The 26991-nt window shown below is 70.9% G+C and carries 1 protein-coding gene and 1 pseudogene; both read right to left on the minus strand.

Features of this window, described 5'->3' with window-relative positions:
* Positions 1–14912, minus strand: a 14912-nt coding sequence (locus G4D86_RS50810) for a non-ribosomal peptide synthetase (protein ID WP_164002944.1), incomplete at its 3' end; no start/stop codon positions are given.
* 251 nt (positions 14913–15163) lie between these two features.
* Positions 15164–26974, minus strand: a pseudogene (locus G4D86_RS50815) (amino acid adenylation domain-containing protein); the annotation flags it as partial.
* Positions 26975–26991: the final 17 nt, after the last annotated feature.

The raw sequence follows: 26991 nt of genomic DNA on the forward strand, positions 1-26991 counted from the left end.
GCGCTCACGACATCGCCACCGGTGAGCAGTTGCTTCACGCCGCGCAGGGCCGGGAAGTTGTTGTCGACCACCTGGGTGAAGAGGCCGGCGGTGAGGTGCAGCGTCGTCACGCCGTGCTTCACCAGCATCGACTCCAGCTCCTTCAAGTCGGAAGGCGAGTGGGGTGGGAACACCACGAGCCGCGCGCCATGGAGCAGCGGGCCCCACAGCTCCAGGGTGGATGCGTCGAAGGAGACGGGCGCGATGAGGAGGAAGGTCTCGTCCGGGCCGAGGCGCGCGTAGTCGTTGCCGAAGACGGTGCGCAGCACGGCGGATTGCGGAGTACCGACGCCCTTGGGTCGGCCGGTGGAGCCGGAGGTGAAGTCGATGTACGCGAGGCTCTGGGGCAGCGCGGTCAGCGGAGGCGTCGACGTCGGCTGTGCCTCGAGGGGCACCTCTCCCAGCACCACGGTGGCAAGGCCATCCGTCGGGAGCTTCGACAGCGGCGCAGGTGTGGTGATGAGCACCCGCGGACGTGCATCCTCCACCATGGCTACGAGGCGCTCGCGCGGATACGACGGGTCGAGCGGGACGTAGGCGCCGCCGGCCTTGAGGATGGCGACGAGGCAGACCATCAGCTCCAGCGAGCGGTCCAGGGCAATGGCCACGCGCGAGTCGGTGGACACGCCCAGCCCGCGCAGGTGATGCGCGAGTTGGTTCGCCCGCGCATCGAGCTGCCGGTAGGTGAGCTTCTCCTCACCGAACTCGACGGCGACCCTGTCCGCGTACCGGGCCACGACCTGAGAGAAGACCTCGGGCAGGGTGGAGCCGCGCGGGTACTCGGAGGCGGTGGCATTCCACTCCACCAGCACCTGTCGGCGCTCGGCCTCGGACAGCATGGTCAGGGACGCCAGGGACGCCTTCGGCTCCGAGACGAGGGCCTCGACCAGCAGGCGGAAGTGCTCCGCGATGCGGTCGGCCGTGGCGGGCTGGAAGAGGTCGGTGTTGTAGGTCAGCGAGCCCCGGAAGCCGTCGGAGGTCTCGCCCAGGTTCAGCTCCAGCTCGAACCGGGCCGAGGGGTTGTCCACCTCCACCGGGCGCAGCGTCAGCCCGTTCGTGCCGACCGAGGGCATGGACGCGTTCTGCAAGGCGAAGAACACCTGGAAGAGCGGACTGCGGCTCAGGTCGCGCGTGGGCTGCAGCTCCGCGACGAGCCGCTCGAACGGTACGTCCTGGTGGGCGTACGCGCCCAGCGCCGTCTCCCGTACCTGACGCAGCAGGTGGAAGAACGAGGCGCTCGGGTCCACCTGGGCGCGCAGCACCAGGGTGTTGACGAAGAAGCCGATGAGGCCCTCCGTCGTCCCTTGCTGGCGGCCGGCGATGGGCGAGCCGACGGTGATGTCCTGCTGGCCCGAGTATCGCGATAGCAACACCTGGAAGGCGGCGAGCAACGCCATGAAGGGCGTGGCGCCCTCCTTCTGGCAGAGCGCCTTGAGGGCCTCGGACGCCGAGGGTGACAGGACCACGGGCACCTGCGCGCCACGGAAGGTCTGCACGGGCGTGCGGGGCTTGTCGGTGGGCAGCTCCAGGGGGGAGTTGCCCGAGAGCTGCTGACGCCACCAGCCGAGTTGCTCCGCCAGCACGTCGCCCTGGAGCCACTGTCGCTGCCAGGCAGCGTAGTCCGCGTACTGGATGGCCAGGGGCGGCAGGGGAGAAGGCCGGCCCTGCGAGAAGGCCTCGTAGAGGGCGACGACTTCACGCACCAGCACGCCCATGGACCAGCCGTCCGAGACGATGTGGTGCATGTCGAGGGCAAGCACGTGCTCGGTGGCGCTCGACTTCAACAACTGCGCACGCACCAGCGGACCGGTGGCGAGGTCGAAGGGCCGCAGCAGCTCCTCGCGCAGGCGGCGCTCCAGCTCGGCGCGGGCGGCCTGGGGCTCCAGGCCACTGAGGTCCGTCACCTCCAGGGGCAGCTGGCCCTGGGGCGAGATGAGCTGGAGGGGCTGTCCCTCCTGCTGGGTGAAGGTGGTGCGCAGGGCCTCATGCCGGTGCACCAGTTCCTCGAAGCTGCGCTGCAAAGCACCCACGTCCAGCGGCCCGTCCATGCGCACGAAGGTGGGCATGTTGTAGGAGGCGCTGCCGGGCTGGAGCTGGTCGATGAACCACAGGCGCTGCTGGGCGAAGGAGAGGGGCAGCGGCCCGGTGCGAGGCACGGGGACGATGGCGGGCGCCCGGGTGACGGGCGTGGACTGCCGTGCGGACTCGATGCGGGTGGCGAGGGCGGCCACGGTGGGCGCTTCGAAGAGGGCACGCAGCGTCAGCTCCACCTCGAACGCCGAGCCGATGCGCGAGATGACCTGCGTGGCCAGCAGCGAATGGCCTCCCAGCTCGAAGAAGTTGCCGGTGACGCTCACCCTCGCGAGCCGAAGGACGTCCGCGAACAGCTCCGCCAGCTTCTCCTCGGTGGGAGTGCGCGGGGCGACGAAGTCCTCGGTGGACGTCAGCGCGGCATCCGGAGCAGGAAGGGCCTTGCGGTCGACCTTGGCGTTGGAGGTGAGGGGCAGCGTGTCCAGCCGCACGAGGACGGAGGGCACCATGTACTCGGGCAGCCTCTGCCTGAGCGCGGCACGCAGCGCGGCCATGTCGAGCGACTCGGGAGCGGCGACATAGCCGACGAGGCGCTTGTCGCCGGGCACGTCCTCGCTCACCAGGGCCACGGCCTGACCGACGTCGGGGAAGTCGAGGAGCGCCGCTTCGACTTCGGCGAGCTCGATGCGGTAGCCGCGGACCTTCACCTGCGCATCAGCGCGGCCAAGGAACTCCAGCACGCCGTCACCCCGCCAACGGGCCAGGTCGCCCGTGCGGTAGAGGCGGGCGCCGGCGGTGCCAGAGAAGGAGTCGGGGACGAAGCGCTCGGCGGTGAGGGCAGGCTGGCCCACGTAGCCCCGGGCCACGCCGTCGCCGCCGATGAACATCTCACCGACAGCGCCGATGGGCACGGGCTGCCCGGACGCGTCGAGCAGGTACACCTGCGTATTGCCGATGGGCCGGCCAATGGGCACGGAGGTGCCCACCTGGGCCACATCCGTCATGCGGTGGCACGACGCGAAGAGCGTCGTCTCGGTGGGGCCGTAGCAGGCCGTCACCGGAATGAACATTCCTTCCAACACCCGTCGGACGTGAGGCGCGCTCACCACGTCACCACCGGTGAGGAGTTGCTTCACGCCGCGCAGGGCGGAGGGCTGGTGGTCCACCACCTGGGTGAAGAGGCCGGCGGTGAGGTGGAGTGTCGTCACGCCGTGCTTCACCAGCACCGACTCCAGTTCCTTGAGGTCGGAAGGCGAGTGGGGCGGGAAGACGACGAGCCGGGCGCCATGGAGCAGCGGGCCCCACAGCTCCAGGGTGGAGGCGTCGAAGGAGACCGGGGCGATGAGGAGGAACGTCTCGTCCGGGCCGAGGTGCGCGTAGTCATTGCCGAAGAGGGTGCGCAGCACGGCGGCCTGCGGAGTGCCGACGCCCTTGGGCCTGCCGGTGGAGCCGGAGGTGAAGTCGATGTACGCGAGGCTCTGAGGCAGCGCGGCCAGCGGAGGCGCCGAAGTCGGCTGCGCCTCCAGGGACACCTCTTCCAGCACCACGGTGGACAGGCCCTCCGTGGGCAGCTTCGCCAGCAACGCGCGCGAGGTGATGAGCACGGTGGGACGCGCGTCCTCCACCATGGCTACGAGGCGCTCGCGCGGATACGACGGGTCGAGCGGGACGTAGGCGCCGCCGGCCTTGAGGATGGCGACGAGGCAGACCATCAGCTCCAGCGAGCGGTCGAGAGCAATGGCCACGCGCGAGTCGGTGGACACGCCCAGGCCACGCAGGTGCCAGGCGAGCGGGTTCGCCCGTTCATCCAATTGTCGATACGTGAGGCGCGAGTCCCCGAACTCGACGGCGACCTTGTCCGGGAAGCGAGCCACCACCTGCGAGAAGACCTCGGGCAGGGTGGAGCCGCGCGGGTACTCGGAGGCGGTGGCATTCCACTCCACCAGCACCTGTCGCCGCTCCGCCGCGGACAGCATGGACACGGACGCGAGCAAAGCCTCGGGCCGGGCCACGAGCGCTTCCACCAGCAGGCGGAAGTGCTCCGCCATCCGCTGAGCCGTACCGGCCTCGAACAGGCCCGTGTTGTAGCCCAGCACGCCTTCGTAGCCCTGACCCGCCTGCGCGAGGTTGAGCTCCAGCTCGAAGCGGTTGGTGGGGTTGTCCAGCTCCACCGGTCGCAGGCCCAGCGAGGACCTCCGCGGCGCCGGCCGGTTTGTGTTCTGCAGGGCGAAGAGGACCTGGAACAGCGCGGGGCGGCTGAGGTCCCGCTCCAGCCGCAGCTCCTCCACCAGCTTCTCGAAGGGCACGTCCTGGTGGGCGTAGCTGCCCAGCGTGGTCTCCCGCACCTGGGCCAGCAGCATCCGGAAGGAGGTGCGCGCATTCACGCGGCTGCGCAGCACCAGCGTGTTGACGAAGAAGCCGACGAGCCCCTCCGTCTCCGCATACCGTCGGCCCGCGATGGGCGAGCCCACCAGGATGTCGTCCTGGCCCGAGTAGCGAGCCAGCAACACCTGGAAGGCCGCTAGCAGGAGCATGAAGGGTGTGGCCCCCTCCCGCTTCGCGAGGGCTTCCAGCGACTCGCTGAGCTCCCGCGACAGTCGCACCTGCACCGTGCCGCCCTGGTGCGAGAGCACCGCGTGCCGGGGCTTGTCCGTGGGCAGCTCCAGGTGCGACGGCGCTCCGGCCAGTTGTCGCTTCCACCAGCCCAGCTGCGCCTCCAGCGCCTCGCCGCTCAGCCGCTGGCGCTGCCACACCGCGTAGTCCGCATACTGCACCGGCAGCGCTGGCAGCGAGGGCGGCTGACCTTCGGAGAAGGCCGAGTACAGCGCATCCATGTCGCGCACGAGCACACCCATGGACCAGCCATCGGAGACGATGTGGTGCATCACCAGCACCAGCACGTGCTCCTCGGGCGCCAGCCGCAGCAGCGTGGCGCGCAGCAGCGGGCCGGCACCGAGCGCGAAGGGAATCGCCGCCTCCCGCATGGCGTGGCGGCGGGCCTCTTCCCAGCGCTCGCCTTCGGGCAGGTCGGACAGACTCTCCACCGTGAGCGTGAAGTCCGAGGGTGGGTGGATGACCTGGGTGGGCTGGCCCTCGCGAGAGGCGAAGGTGGTGCGCAGGGCCTCGTGGCGCTCGACGAGGGCGGAGAAGGCCCGCTGAAGCGCGTCGACGAGGAGGACGCCCTCGATGCGCAGGACGACGGGGATGTTGTAGGCGGCGCTCCCGGGCTCGAGCTGGTCGATGAACCACAGGCGCTGCTGGGCAAAGGACAGCGGCAGCGGGCCGTCGCGCGGCACGGGCACGTGAGGAGGGGCCTCGGGTGCCGCGCCGTCGCGCCGCGCGGCCTCGACACGCAGGGCGAGCGCTTCGAGCGTGGGGGCCTCGAACAGCGCGCGCAGGGGCACCTCCACGCCCATGGACGCACGCAGCTGGGACACGAGCCGCATGGCGAGCAGCGAGTGGCCGCCCAGCTCGAAGAAGTCGTCGGTGGCGCCGACCCTTGTGCGGCCCAGGACCTCTGCCCAGAGCGTCGCCAGGTGTTGCTCCGTCTCCGTGCGGGGCGCGACGTACTCGCGCTGCTCGGACGCGAGGCCCTCTGGAGCAGGCAGGGCGCGCCGGTCCGCCTTGCCGTTGGGCGTCAGCGGCAACGCGTCCAGCGGCACCAGCACGGAGGGCACCATGTATTCGGGCAGCTTCGTGCGCAGGAACTCCTTGAGCGCCTGGACCTCCACGTCCGGCGCCACGACGTAGGCCACCAGTCGCTTGTCGCCGGCCGAGTCCTCGCGCACCACCGCCACGGCCTCCTTCACCCCTGGGTGCTGCGTCAGGGCCGCTTCCACCTCGCCCGTCTCGATGCGGAAGCCGCGCAGCTTCACCTGGCCGTCCTTGCGGCCGAGGAACTCGAGCGTCCCGTCCGCGCGCCAGCGCACCCCGTCGCCCGTGCGGTACAGGCGCTCACCGTCCGCGAAGGGATGAGGGACGAAGCGCTCCGCCGTCAGCTCCGGCCGGCCGAGGTAGCCGAGGGCCAGTCCATCTCCGCCCACGTAGAGCTCGCCGGGCACACCCACCGGGACGGACTGCATCGCCTCATCCAGTACATACGCCGTCGTATTGCGGATGGGCCGGCCAATGGACACCGAGCGGGCGCCCACCTGCTCCACCCGCTCCAACCTGTGGCAGGTGGAGAACGTGGTGTTCTCCGTCGGGCCGTAGCCGTTGACCAGCGTCCCACCGGCGGCGAGCCGCTCGCGAACGCGCCCCACGGGAAGGACATCACCTCCGGCCAGTACCTGCTTCACGCAGGCCAGGGCCTCCGGCTGCCGGGCCTGCATCTGCTCGAAGAGGGCCGCCGTGAGCCACAGGGAGGTGATGCCGGAGGCCACCAGCGTGCGGCCCAGCTCCTCCAGCGACTGCGGGCCCGCCGGGTACACCACCAGCTTCGCGCCGTGCAGCAGCGCGCCCCACAGCTCCAACGTGGAGGCATCGAAGGAGATGGGCGCGAGCTGCAGCCACACCTCCTCTGGCCCGAAGCGCGCGAAGTCCGTCTCCAGCACGAGGCGAGAGACCGCCCGGTGCGGCACGCCCACGCCCTTGGGCTTGCCCGTGCTGCCCGAGGTGAACATCACATACGCCAGGTGGCCGCCGCCGACCCGGACTGGCGGATTGCTCTCTGGCTGGCGCGCGAGCTCGCTCCGCCCGGCGTCGACGAGCAACACCGGCTCGCCGTCCTCCGCCACGGCTCCGGCCAGCTTTTCCTGGGCTACGAGCACCGTGACGCCGGCCTCGCGCTTCATCCACTGCAAGCGCTCTCGCGGGTAGCTGGCTTCCAGCGGGACGTACGCGGCGCCAGCCTTGAGGATGCCCAGCACGCCCACCACCAACTCCAGTGAGCGCTCCATGCACAAGCCCACCGACGCCTCGGGACCGACTCCCATGGCCCCCAGGTGGTGCGCCAGTTGGTTGGCGCGGCGGTTCAGCGCGTCGTACGTCAACTGCTGGCCCGCGTGCTCCACCGCCACCGCGTGCGGCGTCTTCAGCACCTGGGCCTCGAACAGCTCCGCCAGCGACGCTTCGCGCGGGTACTTCGTGGCCGTTCCGCTCCACTGCTCCACCAGCCGGCGCCGCTCCTCCTCGCCCATGAGCGGCAGCTCGCGCAGCCGCTTCCCGGGCTCCGCGGCCGCGGCCTCCAGCAGCACCTCCACGTGCTCCAGCAGCCGTCCGGCCGAGTCCGACTCGAACAGGTCGCTGTCGTAGTTGAGCGACACCGTGGCGCCCTCGGCCGTCTCCCAGACGAGGAGCGACAGGTCGAACTTCGAGGTGAGGTTGCCGGCCTCCAATCCCTTCAGCGTCATCCCCCGCCGCAGCTTCACCTCCGTCATCGGGGTGTTCTGCAGCGTCAGCGCCACCTGGAAGAGGGGATTGCGGCTCAAGTCGCGCCGGGGCTGCAACTCCTCCACCAGCTTCTCGAAGGGGACGTCCTGGTGCGCGTACGCCCCGAGCGTCACCTCGCGCACCTGTGCCAGCAGCTCGCGAAAGGTGGCCATGGGCGAGACGTGCGCCCTCAGCACCAGCGTGTTGACGAAGAAGCCGATGAGCCCCTCCGTCTCCGCGTGCGTGCGTCCGGCGATGGGCGAGCCGATGGAGATGTCTTCCTGTCCCGCATGGCGCGCCAGCACCGTCTGGTACGCCGCGAGCACCACCATGAAGGGCGTGGCCCCCTCACGCTGAGCCGCGGCCTTCACGCCGTCCCACAGCGTCTTCGTCCACGTGCGCTGCCGCACACCGCCTCGGAACAACTGCGCGGGAGGACGCGGCTTGTCGGTGGGCAGCTCCAGCGCGCTGGGGGCGCCCGCGAGCTGCTTGCGCCAGTAGCCGAGCTGCGCGTCCAGCGTCTCGCCCTGCAGCCACCCGCGCTGCCACACGGCGTAGTCGGCGTACTGCACCGGCAGCTCGGGCAGGGGCGACGGCTGCCCCTCGGAGAAGGCCTCGTAGAGTGCGGCCACCTCACGGACGAGCACGCCGGAGGACCAGCCATCCGTGACGATGTGGTGCAGGTTGAGCAGCAGCACGTGGTCCGCGGCGCCGCGCTTCACCAGCAGCGCGCGAATCAGCGGGCCCGTGCCCAGGGAGAAGGGGCGTTGCGCGTCCTCGTCCAACAGGCGCCGGGTCTCCGCCTCGGCGGCGTCGCCGTCGAGCCCACCCAGGTCCACTGCGCGCAGCGGCAGCTCCGCGACGGGAGCGATGACCTGCACCGAGCCGCTCGCGTCCTCACGGAAGGTGGTGCGCAGCGCCTCGTGCCGACGGACGAGCTCCTGGAGTGCCTGTTCCAGTGCGCCCACGTCCAGCGGGCCTTCGAGCCGGACGGCGGCGGGGATGTTGTAGAAGGCGCTGCCGGGCTCCAACTGGTCGAGGAACCACAGGCGCTGCTGAGCGAAGGACAGCGGCAGCGGGCCGGTGCGCGGCACGGGCACCAGCGGCGGACGGGCGGGGCCGTTCTGCGTGCTCCGCGCGGCGTCGATGCGTATGGCCAGCTCGGCCACGGTGGGGGCTTCGAAGAGGTCCCGCAGCGGCATGTCGAAGCCGAACGTCGCGCGCACGCGTGACACGAGCTGCGTGGCCAACAGTGAGTGGCCACCCAAATCGAAGAAGTTCTCATGCGCGCCCACGCGCTCGGCGTGGAGCAGCTCCGAGAAGAACAGCGCGAGCTGCCGCTCCGTCTCCGTGCGGGGCTCGACGTACTCCACACCGTCGCCGCCCGGGGCTTCCGGGGCGGGTAGGGCCTTGCGGTCCACCTTGCCGTTGGGCGACAGCGGCAGGGCGGGCAGCACCACCACGGCGGAGGGCACCATGTACTCGGGCAGCTTCTGCTGGAGGAAGGCGCGCACGGCCTGGGCCTCCAGCACGTCCTCCTCTTCGGCCACGACGTAGGCGACGAGGCGCTTGTCGCCGGGGACGTCCTCGCGCACGACGACGACGGCCTCGCGCACGCCAGCGAAGCGGCGCACCACGGCCTCCACCTCGCCCGGCTCGATTCGGAAGCCGCGCACCTTCACCTGGAAGTCGGTGCGGCCGAGGAACTGGAGCGTCCCATCCGCGAGCCACCGCACCCGGTCTCCGGTGCGGTACAGGCGCTCACCGTCCCCGAAGGGACTGGGCACGAAGCGCTCCGCCGTCAGCTCCGGACGCCCGAGGTAGCCCCAGGCCAGGCCGTCACCGCCGACGTACAGCTCACCCGGCACGCCCACGGGCACCGGCTGCAGGGCCGCGTCGAGCACGTACGTGGTGGAGTTGGACAGCGGGCGGCCGATGGGCACCGACGTGTCCACGGCGTCTCCGTGCCGCAGCGAGTGCGTGGCGGAGAAGGTGGTGTTCTCAGTGGGGCCATAGCCGTTGATGAGCATCGCGCCCGGGGACAGCCGCGCGAGGTGCTCACGAACCCGCTGCACGGGCAGTACGTCACCGCCCGCGAGCACCTGTCGCACGCGGGCCAGGGCCTCACCCTGGTGCAGCACCACCTGCTCGAAGAGGGCCGCCGTCAGCCACAGCGTGGTGATTCGCTGCTGGACGAGCAGCGCACCCATTTCCTCCAGCGAGAGCTTGTGCGGCGGGGCCACCACGAGCCGGCCGCCGTTGAGCAGCGCGCCCCACACCTCCAGGGTGGAGGCGTCGAAGGCCACCGGGGCGAGCTGCGCGAAGGTGTTGTCCGGGCCGAAGTCGATGAACGTGGAGCCGCGCACCAGGCGCACCACGCCCCGGTGCGGCACGCTGACGCCCTTGGGCTGGCCGGTGCTGCCCGAGGTGAACATGACGTAGGCCAGCGCGTCGGCGGAGACGTCCACCTCCGGCGCCGTCTCCGGCCAGCGCGCCACCTGCGCCCACTCCGTGTCCAGGCACACGAGGAGCTGACCGAGCGCGGGCAGTTCGTCCGCCACGTGCTCCTGCGTCAGCAGCACGCCGACGCCCGCTTGCTGGAGCAGGAAGGTGATGCGCTCCGTCGGGTAGCTCCGGTCCACCGGCACGTAGGCGCCGCCCGCCTTGAGCACGCCGAGCAGCGCGACCACCAGCTCCAGCGAGCGCTCCAGGCATACGCCCACGCGCGCGCCCGGTGCGACGCCGCTGGCCCGCAGGTGATGCGCGAGCTGATTGGCGCGCCGGTCCAGCTCGCCATAGGTGAGCTGCGTGTCCCCGAAGACGACGGCCACCGCATCCGGCGTGAAGGCCGCCTGCCGGGCGAACATCGCGTGGATGGACGTGTCACGCGGGTAGTCGGTGGACGTGGCGTTCCAGTCCACGAGGACCTGGCGGCGCTCGGCCTCCGTCATCATGGACAGGGAAGACAGCGGGGCTTCGGGGTTTGCGATGAGCCCCTCGGCGAGGACGCGGAAGTGCTCCCCCATCCGGGCGATGGTCTCCGGCGCGAAGAGGTCCGCGTTGTAGGAGAGATACCCCGAGTAGCCCTCTGCGGTGCGCCACAGGCCCAACTCCAGCTCGAAGCGGACGGGGCTCTCGTCGACCGGCCGGGGGCGCAGCGTCAGCCCCGGCAGCGACAGCTCGGGCACGGGGGCGTTCTGGAGGACGAACGTCGCCTGCACCAGCGGCGGACGGCTCAGGTCCCGCTCCACCTTGAGAGTTTCGACCAGTCGCTCGAAGGGCACGGACTGGTAGGTGAACGCGCCGAGCACGCTCTCGCGCTCCTGCGTCAGCAGCGCGCGGACGGTGTCGGTGCCGGACACGCGGGCCCGCAGGGGCAGCGTGTTGACGAAGAAGCCGACGAGCGACTCCAGCTCGCCGCGCTCCCGGCCCGCCAGTACGGTGCCGACGAGCAGGTCCTCCTGGCCGGTGTAGCGGCTCAGCAGGAGATGGAAGGTGCCGAGCAGCGCCATGAAGGGAGTGATTCCCTCGCGGCGGCAGAAGGCCTCCAGTGCCTCGGCCAGGGGCACGGGCAGGACCACCGGGCGTGCGGCGCCGCGGGACGTCTGGACCGCCGGACGCGGCAGGTCTGTCGGCAGCTCCAGCGCCAGGGGCGCTCCGGCGAGCCGCTCGCGCCACCAGCGGAGCTGGCCGTCCAGCACGTCGCCGCGCAGCCAGCCACGCTGCCACGCCGCGAAGTCCGCGTACTGCACCGGCAGCTCTGGAAGCCGCGCGGGGCGGCCTTCGATGGAGGCACGGTAGATCTCGGCCAGCTCGCGCACGACGACGCCCATCGACCAGCCGTCCGACACGATGTGGTGCTGCGTGAGCACCAGCACATGTTCCTGGGCCCCGAGCCGCAGCAGGGCGGCGCGCAGCAGCGGGCCTCGCGTCAGGTCAAAGGGCCGCAGTCCCTCCTCTCGCACCCAGCGGCCGATGTCCTGGCGTGCATCGGGATGCCCGGACAGGTCCGTTACCGGCAACGGAACGGACGCGGCCGGGTGGATGACCTGTATGGCCCCATTCGCTCCCTCGCGGAAGGTGGTGCGCAGGATCTCGTGCCGGCTCACCAGCTCTGTCAGGCCGCGCTGCAGGGCGCTCGCGTCGAGCGTGCCCGTCATGCTCAGGGCCACTGGCAGGTTGTAGAACGCGCTGCCAGGCTCGAGCTGGTCGAGGAACCACATGCGCTGTTGCGACAGCGACACGGGCAGCTCACCCGTGCGCGGCACCGGCACCAGCGCGGGCACTTGGGGCCCCTGACCGGCCAGCACCGCCCGGTCCACCCGCATCGCGAGGTCCGCGAGCGTGGTGGAGTCGAACAACTCTCGCAGCGGCAATTCCACGCCGAAGGCGGCGCGGATGCGACTGATGGCCTGGGTGGCCAGCAGGGAGTGTCCGCCGAGCTCGAAGAAGTTGTCGGACAGGCCCACCGGCTCCACGCCGAGCACGGCGCTCCAGATGCCAGCGAGCTGCGTTTCCGTCGGGGTGCGGGGCGCGATGAAGTCCGGGCGACCGGTGGAGGCGGCAAGGTCCGGCGCGGGCAGGGCCTTGCGGTCCACCTTGCCGTTGGACGTGAGCGGCATCGTCGGCAGCACCACGATGGCCGACGGCACCATGTACTCCGGCAGGACGCCCTTCAGCGCGGCGCGCAGGGCGGCGCCGTCCGTCTGGGTTCCCTCTTGCACCACGGCGTAGCCCACGAGCCGCTTGCCACCGGGGCCATCCTCACGTGCGACGACGACGGCCTCGCGCACCGCGGGCAGCTTCGCCAGGGCGGACTCCACTTCACCCAGCTCGATGCGGAAGCCACGCACCTTGACCTGCGCGTCCGCGCGGCCGACGAAGTCGAGCGTGCCGTCCTCGCGCCAGCGCACCACGTCACCCGTGCGGTACAGGCGCGCGCCTGCCTCGCCCGAGAAACGGTCCGGCACGAAGCGCTCGGCGGTGAGTGCCGCACGGCCCGCGTAGCCGCGCGCCACGCCGACGCCGCCCACGTACAGCTCGCCCTTCACGCCCACGGGAACGGGCTCGCCTCGCCCGTCCAACACGTACGCGCGCACGTTGGCCAGGGGGCGGCCGATGGAGGGCACGCGCCCATCCGCGACGCACTCGGCGAGCGTGGCAATCACCGTGGCCTCTGTCGGGCCGTAGGTGTTGAGCAGGCGCCGGCCCGGAGCCCAGCGTGCGACGACTTCGGAAGGCAGGGCCTCACCTCCGGAGATGATGGTGCGCAGCTCCGGAAGCTCCTCGGCGGGCGTGGCCGCGAGGGCCGCGGGGGTGAGGCTGATGACGGTGAGGGACTCCTCGCGCAGCAGCTTCTGCAGCGGCGCGCCCGGCATCAGCTTCTCCAGGGGCGCCAGCACCAGCGAGGCCCCGGAGCACAGCGTGGTGAAGACCTCTTCCACCGACAGGTCGAAGGAGAGGCTGGCGAACTGCAACACGCGGCCGCCCGGGCCGATGCCGTATGCAACCGCCTCATGCGTCACCAGGTTCGCGACGCTGCGGTGCTCCACGGCGGTGCCCTTGGGCGTGCCGGTGCTGCCGGACGTGTAGAGCAGGTAGGCCAGGTTGTAGGGCGCCACGCCCGTCACCGGCGCTTCGGTGCTCTCTCGCGACAGCGAGTCCTTCTCGGCGTCGAGGCAGAACGCACGCGCGTGGTGTGTCTCGGAGAAGCGCTCCACCAGGGCGGACTGCGTCACCAGCACCGTCGCGCCGCTGTCCTCCAGCATGAAGGCCAGACGCTCCCGGGGCAGGAGCGGATCCACGGGCACCCAGGCGCCACCGGCCTTGAGGATGCCTAGCAGGCCGACGACGACGTCCAGCGAGCGCTCCACACTGAGGGCCACGCGCACCTCGGGCCCGACACCCCGGCGGCGCAGCGCGTGCGCGAGCTGGTTGGCCTTCGCATCGAGCTGCGCGTAGGTCAGGTGCTGCCCTTCGAAGGAGGCGGCCCTCGCATCCGGCGCTCGGCGTACCTGCGCCTCGAAGAGCGAGTGGACACAGGCCTCCGGGAAGTCTGCGCGGGTGGCATTCCAGTCCACGAGGACGCGGCGCCGCTCCTCGTCCGAGAGCAGCGGGAGCGCGGACAGACGTGTATCGGGCGAGGCCACCAGGGCCTCCACCAGCGTGCGCAGGTGCCGCACCATGCGCTCGGCCGTGGACGCTTCGAACAGGTCCGCGCGGTAGTCGAGCCGGCCCTTGTAGCCGTCTCCCGTGCGCCTCAGCGTCAGCGTCAGGTCGAACTTAGCGACCGAGTCCGCCAGGGGCGCGCCGCGCATCGTCAGCCCTGGAAGCGACAGCTCCGGTGGCGGCATGTTCTGCAGGATGAACATCACCCGGAACAGCGGCGCCTGGCGCAAATCCCGCATCGGCTGGAGCCGCTCGAAGGGGACGTGCTCATGGGCATAGGCGCCCAGGGCCATGTCGCGCACGCGGCCGAGCAATTCGCGCACGGTGGGGTCGCCGTCCAGGCGGGTGCGCATCACCAGGGTGTTGAGGAAGAAGCCGACGAGCCCCTCCAGCTCGGCGCGGTTGCGTCCCGCCACCGGCGAGCCGACGGAGATGTCGTCCTGCCCCGAGTAGCGCGACAGCAGCACCTGGAAGGCCGCCAGGAACAGCATGAAGGGCGTGACACCTTCACGGAGGCAGAAGGCCTCCACCGCCTCCGCCAGCTCACGCGAGAGCAGGACGGGCGCCAGGTCCCCCGGGGGCGAGGCGTGGGCGTTGCGCGGCCTGTCGGTGGGCAGCTCCAGGTCCTGCGGCGCGCCGTCGAGCTGCCGCCGCCACCAGGTGAGCTGCTTCTCCAGCTCCTCGCCGTCCAGCCACCGGCGCTGCCACTCCGCATAGTCCGCGTACTGGAGCGGCAGCGGCGGCAGCGGAGAGGACTGGCCCGCGGCGAAGGCCTGGTAGAGCGCAGTCAGCTCCCGCACCAGCACCGTCATCGACCAGCCGTCCGAGACGATGTGGTGCACGTTGAGCAGCAGCACGTGCTCCCGGGCGTCGAGCTTCAGCAGCAGGGCGCGGAGCAGCGGGCCGGTGGCGAGGTTGAACGGGCGCAGGGCCTCCGCGTTCAGCCGGCGGCGCGCCTCGGCCTGTCGCTGCCCGGGCGCCACGTCGGTCAGGTCGATGACGGGAAGCTCCAGCGGGGTCGGCGCGGAGACGCGCTGCACCGGACCCTCGGGCTCGCCGTGGAACGTGGTGCGGAGCGCCTCGTGGCGGTGCACGAGCGCCTCCAGGCCGCTGCGCAGGGCCTCGGCATCAACGTCGCCGGTGAGCTCCAACGTGAAAGGCATGTTGAAGGCCGGGCTGCCGGGCTCGAGCTGGTCGAGGAACCACAGGCGCTCCTGCGCGAAGGACAGCGGAGCGCGCCGGGACTGACGGGCCTTGCCGCGCAGCAAATCGGCGAGCCGCGAGCGCTTCTGTTCGGAGGTCATGGCCATGACCGACTACCTTTCCCTGCGCGAACAAGCGGACACGGCACGGCCGTCGCCGGCCGGCGGTCCGCTGCGCGCTCACGAAGAACGACAAATCGAAGTTGGAATCGCGGGAACAACGACGAAACGACTCAGGGCTACGCGCTCATCCCATGGCAGGGCACTGGCGATGGGCGGGCCGGCAGTCTGGGAGATGGCGGCGCTCAGACTGCCCGAACCAGACCGTTCCGGTGAGGGAGGGGCTTGGGGTGTCATGAGGCGTCGCGCTCCAGAGAATCCAGGTGAATGACGAGCCGCTCCGCCACACGGGAGGCGTTGGGCGCGCTGAGCAAGGTGTAGTGGTCGCCCGGCACTTCATACACCGTGAGCGTGCCACCGAGCCACGCACTCCAGCCCAGGTCCTGAGCGCGAGGCGCACCGCTCGGGGGCGTGGCGGCCCGGAGCAGGAGGGCCGGACCCATGTATGCGCCGACGGGCACATAGTTTCGCTGGGCGTGACTGAGCCGCTGATACACACGGAAGAGTCGCTCGGCCGCGTCGAGGTCCAGCGCGGGCGCACCCGAGGGTGAGCGCCGCGCCTGCTCCAGCACGTAGGCCAGCGCGCCCCGGACGTCCAGACGTCGCAGGTGCTCCACGTCCAACGGCAGCGACTGCCACGGCAGCCCGAGCACCCGGCCGAAGCCAGCCAGCTGCGTGAGGGTGTCCGGCTCGGGCCGAGGCTGCGAGTCGGGCGCGAGGCTGTCGAGCAGGGCGAGCAGCTCTACCTGCTCGCCTGCTGCCTGGAGGAGCCGGGCCATCTCGTAGGCGACGAGTCCGCCGAAGGACCAGCCACCCAGGAGGTAGGGGCCCTGGGGCTGCACGGCGCGCAGCTGGGCGAGGTAGTCGCGGGCGAGGACTTCGATGGCGGCTGCGGGCAGCTCGCCCCCGTCGATGCCGGAGGCGGACAGGCCGTAGAGGGGCCTGTCGTTGCCGAGCAGGCGGACGAGCTCGGTGTAACCCAGCACGCTGCCGCCGCCGCCGTGGACGAGGAAGAGGGGCCGGCCCGTGGCGGTGCCGGCGTCCAGGCGGACGAGGTTGGAGGTGGAGCGGGAGGCGTCGTCGCGCTGCTCCAGCCGCTGCGCCAGGCGCTCCACGGTGGCACCCTGGAAGAGGGCTGACACCGGCAGTGTGACTCCGGTGCTCTCGCGGAGTCGGGCCATGAGGCGCACGGCGAGGAGGGAGTGGCCGCCGAGGGCGAAGAAGTCATCGGTGGCGCCCACCTTCTCGACGTTGAGCACCTCGGCCCAAACGGCGGCGACGGCCTCCTCGGTGGGAGTGCGAGGGGCGACGTAGGCGGCGCCCGTGGAGGACGCGTCCGGAGCGGGCAGGGCCTTGCGGTCGACCTTCGCGTTGGCGGTGAGGGGCAGGATGTCCAGGCGCACCAGGGCGGAAGGCACCATGTATTCGGGCAGCCGCTGCTTGAGCGAAGCGCGCAGTGCAGCCAGGTCGAGCGACTCGGGAGCGGCGACATAGCCGGTAAGGCGCTTGTCACCGGGCACGTCCTCGCGGACCAGGGCCACGGCCTGGGCCACCTCCGGGAAGGCGAGCAGGGCCGCTTCGACTTCGGCCAGCTCGATGCGGTAGCCGCGGACCTTCACCTGGGTGTCCGCACGGCCGAGGAACTCCAGCACTCCGTCCTTGCGCCAGCGGGCGAGGTCTCCCGTGCGGTAGAGGCGTGCGCCGGGAACGCTGGAGAAGGAATCGGGGACGAAGCGCTCCGCGGTGAGGGCGGGCTGCTCCACGTAGCCACGCGCCACGCCGTCGCCGCCGATGAACAGCTCACCGACGACGCCAGCGGGCACCGGCTGGCCGTGCGCATCCAGCACGTACACCTGTGTATTGCCGATGGGACGGCCAATGGGCACGGACGTACCGACGTGCTCCACCGAAGTCATGCGGTGGGTGGAGGCGAAGAGCGTCGTCTCCGTGGGGCCGTAGCAGGCCGTGACGGGGATGCGCAGCTCTTCGAGGACGCGGCGCACGTGCGGCGCGCTCACCACGTCGCCACCGGTGAGCAGTTGCTTCACGCCGCGAAGGGCCGGGAAGTTGTAGTCGACCACCTGGGTGAAGAGGCCCGCGGTGAGGTGCAGCGTGGTGACGCCGTGCTTCACCAGCATCGACTCCAGTTCCTTCAGGTCGGAAGGCGAGTGGGGCGGGAAGACGACGAGGCGGGCGCCATGGAGCAGTGGGCCCCACAGCTCCAGGGTGGAGGCGTCGAAGGAGACAGGAGCGATGAGGAGGAACGTCTCGTCCGGACCGAGCTGCGCGTAGTCGTTGCCGAAGACGGTGCGCAGGACGGAGGCCTGCGTGGTGCCCACGCCCTTGGGCCTGCCGGTGGAGCCGGAGGTGAAGTCGATGTACGCGAGGCTGTCGGGCAGGGCCGTGGAAGGCGGCGCATACGCTGGCGGCGCTTCCACGGGCACGTCCTCCAGCACCAGCGTGACGAGCCCCTTCGTGGGGAGCTTCTCCAGCAACGCGCGCGAGGTGACGAGCACGCGCGGACGCGCATCCTCCACCATGGCGGCGAGGCGCTCGCGCGGATACGCCGGGTCGAGCGGGACGTAGGCGCCACCTGCCTTGAGGATGGCGACCAGCGAGACAATCAGCTCCAGCGAGCGGTCCAGGGCAATGGCCACGCGCGAGTCGGTGGACACGCCCAGCCCGCGCAGGTGATGCGCGAGTTGGTTCGCCCGCGCATCGAGCTGCCGGTAGGTGAGCTGCTCCTCGCCGAACTCGACAGCCACTTTGTCGGCATGGCGGGACACGACCTGCGAGAAGACCTCGGGCAGGGTGGAGCCGCGCGGGTACTCAGTGGCGGTGGCATTCCACTCCACCAGCACCTGCCGGCGCTCCGTCTCGGTGAGCAGGGAGATGGAAGCCAGGGGCGCGTCGGCCCGGGTGACGAGCGCCTCCACCAGCACCTGGAAGTTCTCCGCCATGCGCGCGGCGGTGGTGGGCTCGAACAGGTCGGTGTTGTAGCGCAGGGGACCCTGGAAGCCTTCCGGCGTCTCGGACAGGCTCAGCTCCAGCTCGAAGCGGATGGTGGGGTTGTTCACCTCTTCCAGCGGGCGCAGCGCGAGCGCCGGCTTCCGGCTCTGCTCCGGGCCCTGCATCGCCGCGGACGTGGGCGCGTTCTGCAAGGCGAAGAGCACCTGGAACAGCGGGCTGCGGCTCATGTCGCGAGCGGGCTGCAGCTCTTCCACCAACCGTTCGAAGGGCACGTCCTGGTGGGCGTACGCCCCCAACGCTGTCTCCTTCACCTGACGCAGCAGGCTCAGGAACGAGGACGCGTCATCCCAGCGGGCCCGCATCACCAGCGTGTTGACGAAGAAGCCGATGAGGCCCTCCAGCTCTCCGCGCTGACGGCCAGCGATGGGCGAGCCGACGGAGATGTCCTGCTGGCCGGAGTATCGCGACAGCAGCACCTGGAACGCGGCGAGCAGCGCCATGAAGGGCGTGGCGCCCTCCTGCTGGCAGAGCGCCTTGAGCTTCTCCGATGCGGCCCGCGACAACACCACGGGCACGTCCGCGCCCCGGAAGGTCTGCACGGGAGGACGGGGCTTGTCGGTGGGCAGCTCCAGCGTCGTGAGACCGGAGAGCTGCTCGCGCCACCAGCCGAGCTGCTCGTCGAGCACCGCACCCTGGAGCCACTGACGCTGCCAGGTGGCGTAGTCCGCGTACTGGATGGCCAGGGGCGGCAGGGGAGAAGGGCGGCCCTGCGAGAAGGCCTCGTAGAGGGCGACGACTTCACGCACCAGCACGCCCATGGACCAACCGTCCGAGACGATGTGGTGCATGTTGAGCGCGAGCACGTGGTCCGTCGGCCCCAGCGTCAACAACTGGACGCGCAGCAGCGGGCCGTCGGAGAGGCTGAAGGGCGTCAGCAGCTCCTTGCGCAGGCGGCGCTCCAGCTCGGTGCGGGCTGCCTGGGGCTCCATGCCGCTGAGGTCCGTCGTCTCAAGGGGCAGGTGTCCCTGGGGCGCGATGCGCTGAAGGGGCTGGCCTTCCTGCAGGGTGAAGGAGGTGCGCAGGACCTCGTGCCGGTGCACCAGTTCCTCGAACGCGCGCTGCAGTGCGGCCGTGTCGAGCGGCCCGTCCATGCGCACGAAGGTGGGCATGTTGTAGGAGGCGCTGCCGGGCTGGAGCTGGTCGATGAACCACAGGCGTTGCTGAGCGAAGGACAGCGGCAGTGGCCCGTGGCGGGGCACGGGGACGATGGCGGGCGCCTGGGTCCCGGACGCGGACTCGATGCGCGTGGCGAGGGCGGCCACGGTGGACGCCTCGAAGAGGGCGCGCAGGGGGAGCTCCACACCGAAGGTGGTGCGGATGCGGGAGACGAGCTGTGTGGCCAGCAGCGAGTGGCCACCCAACTCGAAGAAGTTGCCGGTGACGCTCACCTTCTGCACGCGCAGCACGGCCGCGAACAGCTCCGCGAGCTTCTCCTCGAGGGGAGTCCGCGGAGCGACGAAGGCCTCGGCGGAGGCCCCCGCGTCCGGAGGAGGGAGCGCCTTGCGGTCCACCTTCGCGTTGGCCGTGAGGGGCAGGGCGTCCAGGCGCACCAGGGCGGAGGGCACCATGTACTCGGGCAGCCGCTGCTTGAGAGCGGCACGCAGCGCGGCCGTGTCGAGCGACTCGGGAGCGGCGACGTAGCCGACGAGGCGCTTGTCGCCGGGGACGTCCTCGCGCACCAGGGCGACGGCCTGCGCCACGTCCGGGAAGGCGAGCAGGGCGGCTTCGACTTCTGCGAGCTCGATGCGATAGCCGCGCACCTTCACCTGCGCATCGGCACGGCCGAGGAACTCCAGCACGCCGTCGCTGCGCCAGCGGGCGAGGTCACCCGTGCGGTACAGCCGGGCACCCGGGACACCGGAGAAGGCGTCAGGGACGAAGCGCTCGGCGGTGAGGGCGGGCTGGCCGACGTAGCCACGGGCCACGCCGTCGCCGCCGATGAACAGCTCACCCACGACGCCGACGGGCACGGGCTGACCGGAGGCGTCCAGCAGGTAGATGCGCGTGTTCCCGAGGGGCTTGCCGATGGGCACGGACGTGCCCACGTGCTCCACCGAAGTCATGCGGTGGGTGGAGGCGAAGAGCGTCGTCTCGGTGGGGCCGTAGCAGGCCGTCACCGGAATGAACATTCCTTCCAGCACCCGTCGGACGTGGGGGGCGCTGACCACGTCACCGCCGGTGAGCAGTTGCTTCACGTTGCGCAGGGCGGAGGGCTGGTGGTCCACCACCTGGGTGAAGAGGCCGGCGGTGAGGTGGAGCGTGGTGACGCCGTGCTTCACCAGCACCGACTCCAGCTCCTTCAAGTCAGAAGGCGAGTGGGGCGGGAAGACGACGAGCCGCGCGCCGTGGAGCAGCGGGCCCCACAGCTCCAGGGTGGAGGCGTCGAAGGAGACGGGCGCGATGAGGAGGAACGTCTCGTCAGGGCCGAGGTGCGCGTAGTCGTTGCCGAAGACGGTGCGCAGCACGGCAGCCTGCGGAGTGCCAACGCCCTTGGGCCGGCCGGTGGAGCCGGAGGTGAAGTCGATGTACGCGAGGCTCTGGGGCAGCGCGGCCAGCGGAGGCGCCGACGTCGGCCAGGCCTCCAGGGACACGTCATCCAGCACCACGGTGGACAGGCCCTCGGTGGGCAGCTTCGCCCTCAGCTCATTCGAGGTGATGAGCACGCACGGACGTGAGTCCTCCACCATGGCGGCGAGGCGCTCACGGGGATACGACGGGTCCAGCGGGACGTAGGCGCCGCCGGCCTTGAGGATGGCGACGAGGGAGACAATCAGCTCCAGCGAGCGGTCCAGGGCAATGGCCACGCGCGAGTCGGTGGACACGCCCAGTCCGCGCAAATGCCACGCGAGCTGGTTCGCACGCGCGTCGAGCTGCCGGTACGTGAGCTTCTCGTCACCGAACTCCACGGCGACCTTGTCTCCGTACCGCGCCACGACCTGCGCGAACACCTCGGGCAGGGTGACGCCGCGTGGATACTCGGTGGCGGTGGCATTCCACTCCACGAGCACCTGCTGGCGCTCTGCCTGCGTCAGCATGGACAGGGACGTGAGCGGTGCCCGAGGCTGGGTGACGAGGGCCTCCACGAGGACGCGGAAGTGCTCCACCATCCGCCGTGCCGTCGTGCTCTCGAACAGGTCGGTGTTGTAGCCCAGCGAGCCCTGGTAGCCGTTCGGGGTCTCCGTGAGGCTGAGCTGGAGCTCGAACTTGATGGTGGGGTTGTCCACCCTCTCTACCGGGCGCAGCGTCAGGGCCGTCTTCTGCGCCTGCCCCTGGGGCATGGGCGTGTTCTGCAGGGCGAAGAACACCTGGAACAGCGGACTGCGGCTCAGGTCGCGGGAACGTTGGAGCTCTTCCACCAGTCGCTCGAAGGGCACGTCCTGGTGCGCATAGGCTCCCAGGGCCGCTTCCTTCACCTGCTTCAGCACGTCGCGGAAGGACTGGCGTGCGTCGAGCTGCGTGCGCAGCACGAGCGTGTTGACGAAGAAGCCGATGAGCCCTTCCAGCTCGCCCCGATTGCGGCCGGCGATGGGGGAGCCGACGGAGATGTCCTGCTGCCCGGAGTAGCGCGACAGCAGCACCTGGAAGGCGGCGAGCAGGGCCATGAAGGGCGTGGCGCCCTCCTGCTGGCACAGCGCATTCAGTCGGTGGGAGACCTCCAGCGACAGCTCGACAGGGACTGTTCCGCCGTGGAAGGTCTGCACGGGCGGGCGCGGCTTGTCGGTGGGCAATTCCAGGGTGGCGGCGCCGGAGAGGTGCTGCTTCCAGTAACCGAGCTGCTCCTCCAGCACCTCACCCTGGAGCCACTCGCGCTGCCACACGGCGAAGTCCGCGTACTGGAGCGGCAGCGGCGGAAGCGCCGAAGGCAGGCCCTGGGAGAGGGCGTCGTAGAGGGCCGCTACCTCACGCACCAGCACGCCCATGGACCAACCGTCCGAGACGATGTGGTGCATGTTCAGCGCGAGGACGTGGTCCGTCGCCCCCAGCTTCAGGAGCCGGGCACGGATGAGCGGGCCGGTGGAGAGGTTGAACGGAGTCAGCAGCTCCTCGCGCAGGCGGCGCTCCAGCTCGGTGCGGGCGGCGACGGGCTCCAGGCCACTGAGGTCTGTCACCTCCAGCGGCAGGTGTTTGGTGGGGGCGATGAGCTGGAGAGGTTGGCCCTCCTGCTGGGTGAAGGTCGTGCGCAGGGCCTCATGCCGGCGCATCAGCTCCTCGAAGCTGCGCTGGAGCGCGGCCACGTCGAGTGCCCCCTCCATGCGCACGAAGGTGGGCATGTTGTAGGAGGCACTGCCTGGCTGGAGCTGATCGATGAACCACAGGCGCTGCTGGGCGAAGGAGAGTGGCAGCGGCCCGGTGCGCGGCACGGGGACGATGGCCGGAGCTCGAGTGCCAGAAGCGGACTGACGCGCCGCCTCGATGCGCGCGGCAAGCCCCTCGACGGTGGGCGCCTCGAAGAGGACACGCAGCGGCAACTCCACTCCGAGCTGGGAGCGGATGCGCGAGATGACCTGCGTGGCCAGCAGTGAGTGGCCGCCCAGCTCGAAGAAGCTGTCGGTGACGCTCACCTGGGGCAGGCGGAGGATGGTGGAGAACAGCTCCGCGAGCTTCTCCTCCAGCGGGTTGCGAGGAGCGGTAAAGGGCGCGTTGCCACGCAGGCTCTCCGCGTCGGGCGCGGGGAGGAGGTTTCGCGCCAGCTTGCCACTGGGCGTCAGCGGCAGGGCCTCCATCATGACGAAGGCGGAGGGCACCATGTACTCGGGCAGCCGCTGCAGGAGGAAGCCGCGCAGGCCCTCCGCATCCACCGTGCCCTCCGCGACGACGTAGGCCACCAGGCGCTTGTCGCCCGCCACCACTTCGCGCACCACGGCGGCCGCGTCGCGCACGTTGGGGGCGGCGCGCAGGACGGACTCCACCTCGCCCAATTCCACGCGGTAGCCGCGCAGCTTCACCTGTCCATCCAGGCGGCCGAGGAAGTCGAGCGTGCCATCCATCTTCCACTTCGCCGCATCGCCGGTGCGGTACATCCGCGCTCCCGGCTCGGTGCTGAACGGGTTGGGCACGAAGGCCTTCGCCGTCAGGTCGGGCCGCGCCAGGTAGCCGTGCGCCAGGTGCGAGCCGCCGACGAACAGCTCCCCGGGCACGCCCACCGGGCAGGGCTGACCGTGCGCGTCCAGCACGTAGAGCTGCGTATGACCTACCGGTGCGCCGATGCACGGCAGCTTCGGCCACGTGGACGGGGGGCCCTCCAGCCGGTACGCGGAGACGACGTGTGCCTCCGACGGGCCGTACTGGTTCTCCAGCACGCACCCGGGCAGCTTCTCGAAGAAGGCCACCAGGGCCGGCGTCACCTGGAGCTGCTCACCCGCGGTCACCACCTCGACGAGCGCGTGCGGCACCGGGGCGCCATGGGACACGGCGTCCGCCATGGCCTGGAGCGCCACGAACGGGAGGAACAGCCGCTCCACCGCGTGCCGTTCCATGAACGCCAGCAGCGCGGGGATGTCCTGGCGCAGGCCGCCGGTGGGCAGCAGCACCGTGCCGCCGCACCACCACGTGCAGAACAGCTCCTGGCAGGACACGTCGAAGTTGAGCGAGGCGAACTGCAGCGTGACGCCCTCCGGGCGCACCACGGAGCGCGGGTTCTGCCACGCCAGCAGAGAGCCGAGTGCCCGGTGGGACATGACGATGCCCTTGGGCCGGCCCGTGCTGCCTGACGTGTAGATGAAGTAGCAGTTGGACTCCGGCGACACGTCGCGGGCCGGCGCGTGCGTCGGCTGGCGCGAGAGCAGCTCGGCCTCGGTATCCAGGCACACGCGGAGCGCGCCCGTGTTGGCTGGCACCGCGGAGCGCAGGTGCGACTGTGTGAGGAGGACCGGGGCCCGCGCGTCGTCCAGCATGAAGGCGAGCCGGTCCGCGGGGTAGGTGGGGTCCAGTGGCAGGTACGCGGCGCCGGCCTTGAGCGTGGCCAGCACGGCGACGGCCATGTCCAGGCTCTTGTCCAGGCACAGGCCCACCGTGCCTCCGGCGGGCACGCCCAGCTCGACCAGGTGGTGCGCGAGCTGGTTGGCGCGTGCGTCCAGCTCCGCGTAGGTGAGCGAGCGGGTGCCGTCGCTGACAGCGACTGCATTCGGCGTACGCCGGACCTGGGCCTCGAACGGACGGTGCACCAGCACGGGCGTGTGGGGCACGTGCGAGGTGTCGTTGAAGTCCACCAGCAGCTGGCGGCGCTCATCCTCGCCGAGGAGCCTCAGGCGGGAGATGGGCTGGCCCGCGTCGGCCACGGCCGACTCCAGCAGCCGCACCAGATGGCTGCCCATGCGCCGCGCCGTCGCCTCGTCGAAGAGGTCGGTACTGTACTCGAGCCATCCGGAGATGCCGTCTTCGAGGTCCGCGAGCAGCAGCGCCAGGTCGAACTTGGACGTGCCGCTGTCCACCTCCAGCGGTCGCACGACGCCGGCACCGTCGCCGCCAGCACCGTCGGCCTCTGGCGCCTGGCGCGGGGTGTTCGTCAGCCCGAGCATCACCTGGAACAGCGGGGTGCGGCTCAAGTCCCGCTCCAGCTTCAGCGCGTCCACCAGCTTCTCGAAGGGGACGTCCTGGTGGGCGTATGCGCCCAGCGTGGTCTCCTTCACCTGGGCGAGCAGCTCGCGCAGGCTCATCCCGGGCGCCAGCCGCCCGCGAAGGGCGAGGGTGTTGACGAAGAAGCCGACGATGCCCTCCAGCTCGGTGTGCTGGCGGTTGGCGATGGGCGAGCCCACCACGATGTCGTCCTGTCCCGAGTAGCGCGACAGCAGCACCTGGAAGACTGACAGAAGGCCCATGAAAGGCGTGACGCCCTCGCGCTCGCACCACTGCTTGAAGGTGGCCGTGAGTGTCGCACCCAGGCGCACCGGCACCGTGGCGCCGCGGTCCGTCTGCACGGGCGGGCGAGGCCTGTCGGTGGGCAGCTCCAGCGCATGAGGCACGCCATGGAGCTGATGGCGCCACCAGGCCACCTGTCGCTCCAGTGTCTCGTCACGCAGCCAGCCGCGTTGCCATGCGGCGTAGTCCGCGTACTGGAACGGCAGCGGCGGCAGCGGCGACGGCAGCCCGCGAACGAAGACCGGGTAGAGCAACCCCACCTCGCGCAAGAGGATGCCACTGGTCCAGCCGTCCGAGACGATGTGGTGGACGGTGACGAGCAGCACGTGGCGCTCGTCCGACAGCCGCACCAGCGTGGCGCGCAGCAGCGGCGCCTGCTTCAGGTCGAAGGGCTTCTGGGCCTCCGCGAGCGCCTCGCGCCGGGCCGCCTCGTCGAGCTGGGACTCGGGCAGATGGCCCAGGTCCACGAAGGACAGCGTCAGCTCCGCGTCCGGGTGGACGCGCTGGAAGGGCTCGCCATCCTCCAGGGTGTGGAAGCTGGTGCGGAGCACCTCGTGGCGACGGACGAGTTCCTTCAGGGTGCGGGTGAGGGCCTCGCGGTGCAGGGTGCCGTTGATGCTCACGGCGAAGGGGATGTTGTAGAAGGCGCTGCCGGGCTGGAGCTGGTCGAGGAACCAGACGCGCTGCTGCGAGAAGGACAGGGGCAGCGGGCCGGTGCGCGGCACGGACACGAGCGGCGGGAGCTTCTCCCCGGAGGAAGCCTGCCGGGCGGACTCCACCCGTGGGGCGAGCGCGGCGAGGGTGGGAGCCTCGAAGAGGGCGCGCAAGGGCAGCTCCACTCCGAAGGCGCGGCGCACGCGGGATACGACCTGCGTCGCCAGCAGCGAGTGGCCACCGAGGTTGAAGAAGTCGTCGGTGACGCCGACCGCGTCCAGATGCAGCACCTCGGCCCAGATGGCGGCGAGCCGCGTCTCGGTGGGCGTGCGCGGGGCCACGAAGGTGGCGCTCGCGTCCGTGTTCATCACCGGGGCGGGCAGGGCCTTGCGGTCCACCTTGCCGTTGGGCGTCAGCGGCAGCGCCTCCAGCGGCACGAAGGCGGAGGGCACCATGTGCTCGGGCAGCCGCTCGCGCAGCCACGCGCGCAGGGCGGCGACGTCCACGGCCGGGACGACGTAGGCCACCAGTCGCTTGTCGCCGGGGATGTCCTCGCGGGCCAACACCACTGCGTCGCGCACCCCGGGGTGCTCGCGCAGCACGGTGGCGATTTCTCCCGGCTCCACGCGGAAGCCGCGCACCTTCACCTGGAAGTCCGCGCGGCCGATGAACTCCACGCGACCGTCTTCCCGCCAGCGCACCTTGTCGCCGCTGCGGTACATGCGCGCGCCCGGAGTCGGGCTGTAGAGGTCCGGCACGTACCGCTCCGCCGTCAGCTCGGGGCGGTGCAGGTAGCCGCGCGTCACCTGCGCGCCGCCGATGTACAGCTCGCCGGGCACGCCCACAGGCACGGGCTGGAAGTCCGCGTCGAGCACGTACAGCCGCGAGTGGGCCAGGGGCCGGCCCAGCGGCACCGCCACCGGCGCGGCGCCCGGAGCCGGCGTCTCCACCGGGCCGGCGAGCACGCCCACCGTCGTCTCCGTGGGGCCGTAGTGGTTGAAGACTTCGCAGTCAGGCGCCAGCGCGCGCACCTGCTCCATCAGGGCCCACGTGGAGGACTCACCACCGAGCACCAGCTTCTTGCGAGGCAGCACATGCCGGGGCTCGGCCGCCGTGAGCAGCGCGGACAGGTGCGAGGGGACGAGCTTCACGCACTCCACCGCGTGGCGCTGGAAGTACTCGGCCACGCCCTCCGGGCTGCTGGCACGCTCCTGGGTGAGCACGTGCAGCAAGCCGCCGGTGCAAAGCGCCGGGAAGAGGACGGTGTTGCCCAGGTCGGCGACGAAGGTGGACACCAGGGCGAAGCTCTTGCAGTCGGCCAGGCCCAGCCGCTCGGTGGCGGCGCGCACGTAGTGGACGAGCTGTCCATGGGCCACGGCCACGCCCTTGGGTCGGCCGGTGCTGCCCGAGGTGAAGAGGACATAGGCGAGGTTGTCCGCGGACACCTCGCACGGCGGCGCATCCTCGCGCCCGGCCGCGAGCTGCCCGGCCTCCGTGTCCATCAACACCTGCCGGACGG

It is taken from the genome of Pyxidicoccus caerfyrddinensis (assembly GCF_010894405.1).
Lineage (GTDB): Bacteria > Myxococcota > Myxococcia > Myxococcales > Myxococcaceae > Myxococcus > Myxococcus caerfyrddinensis.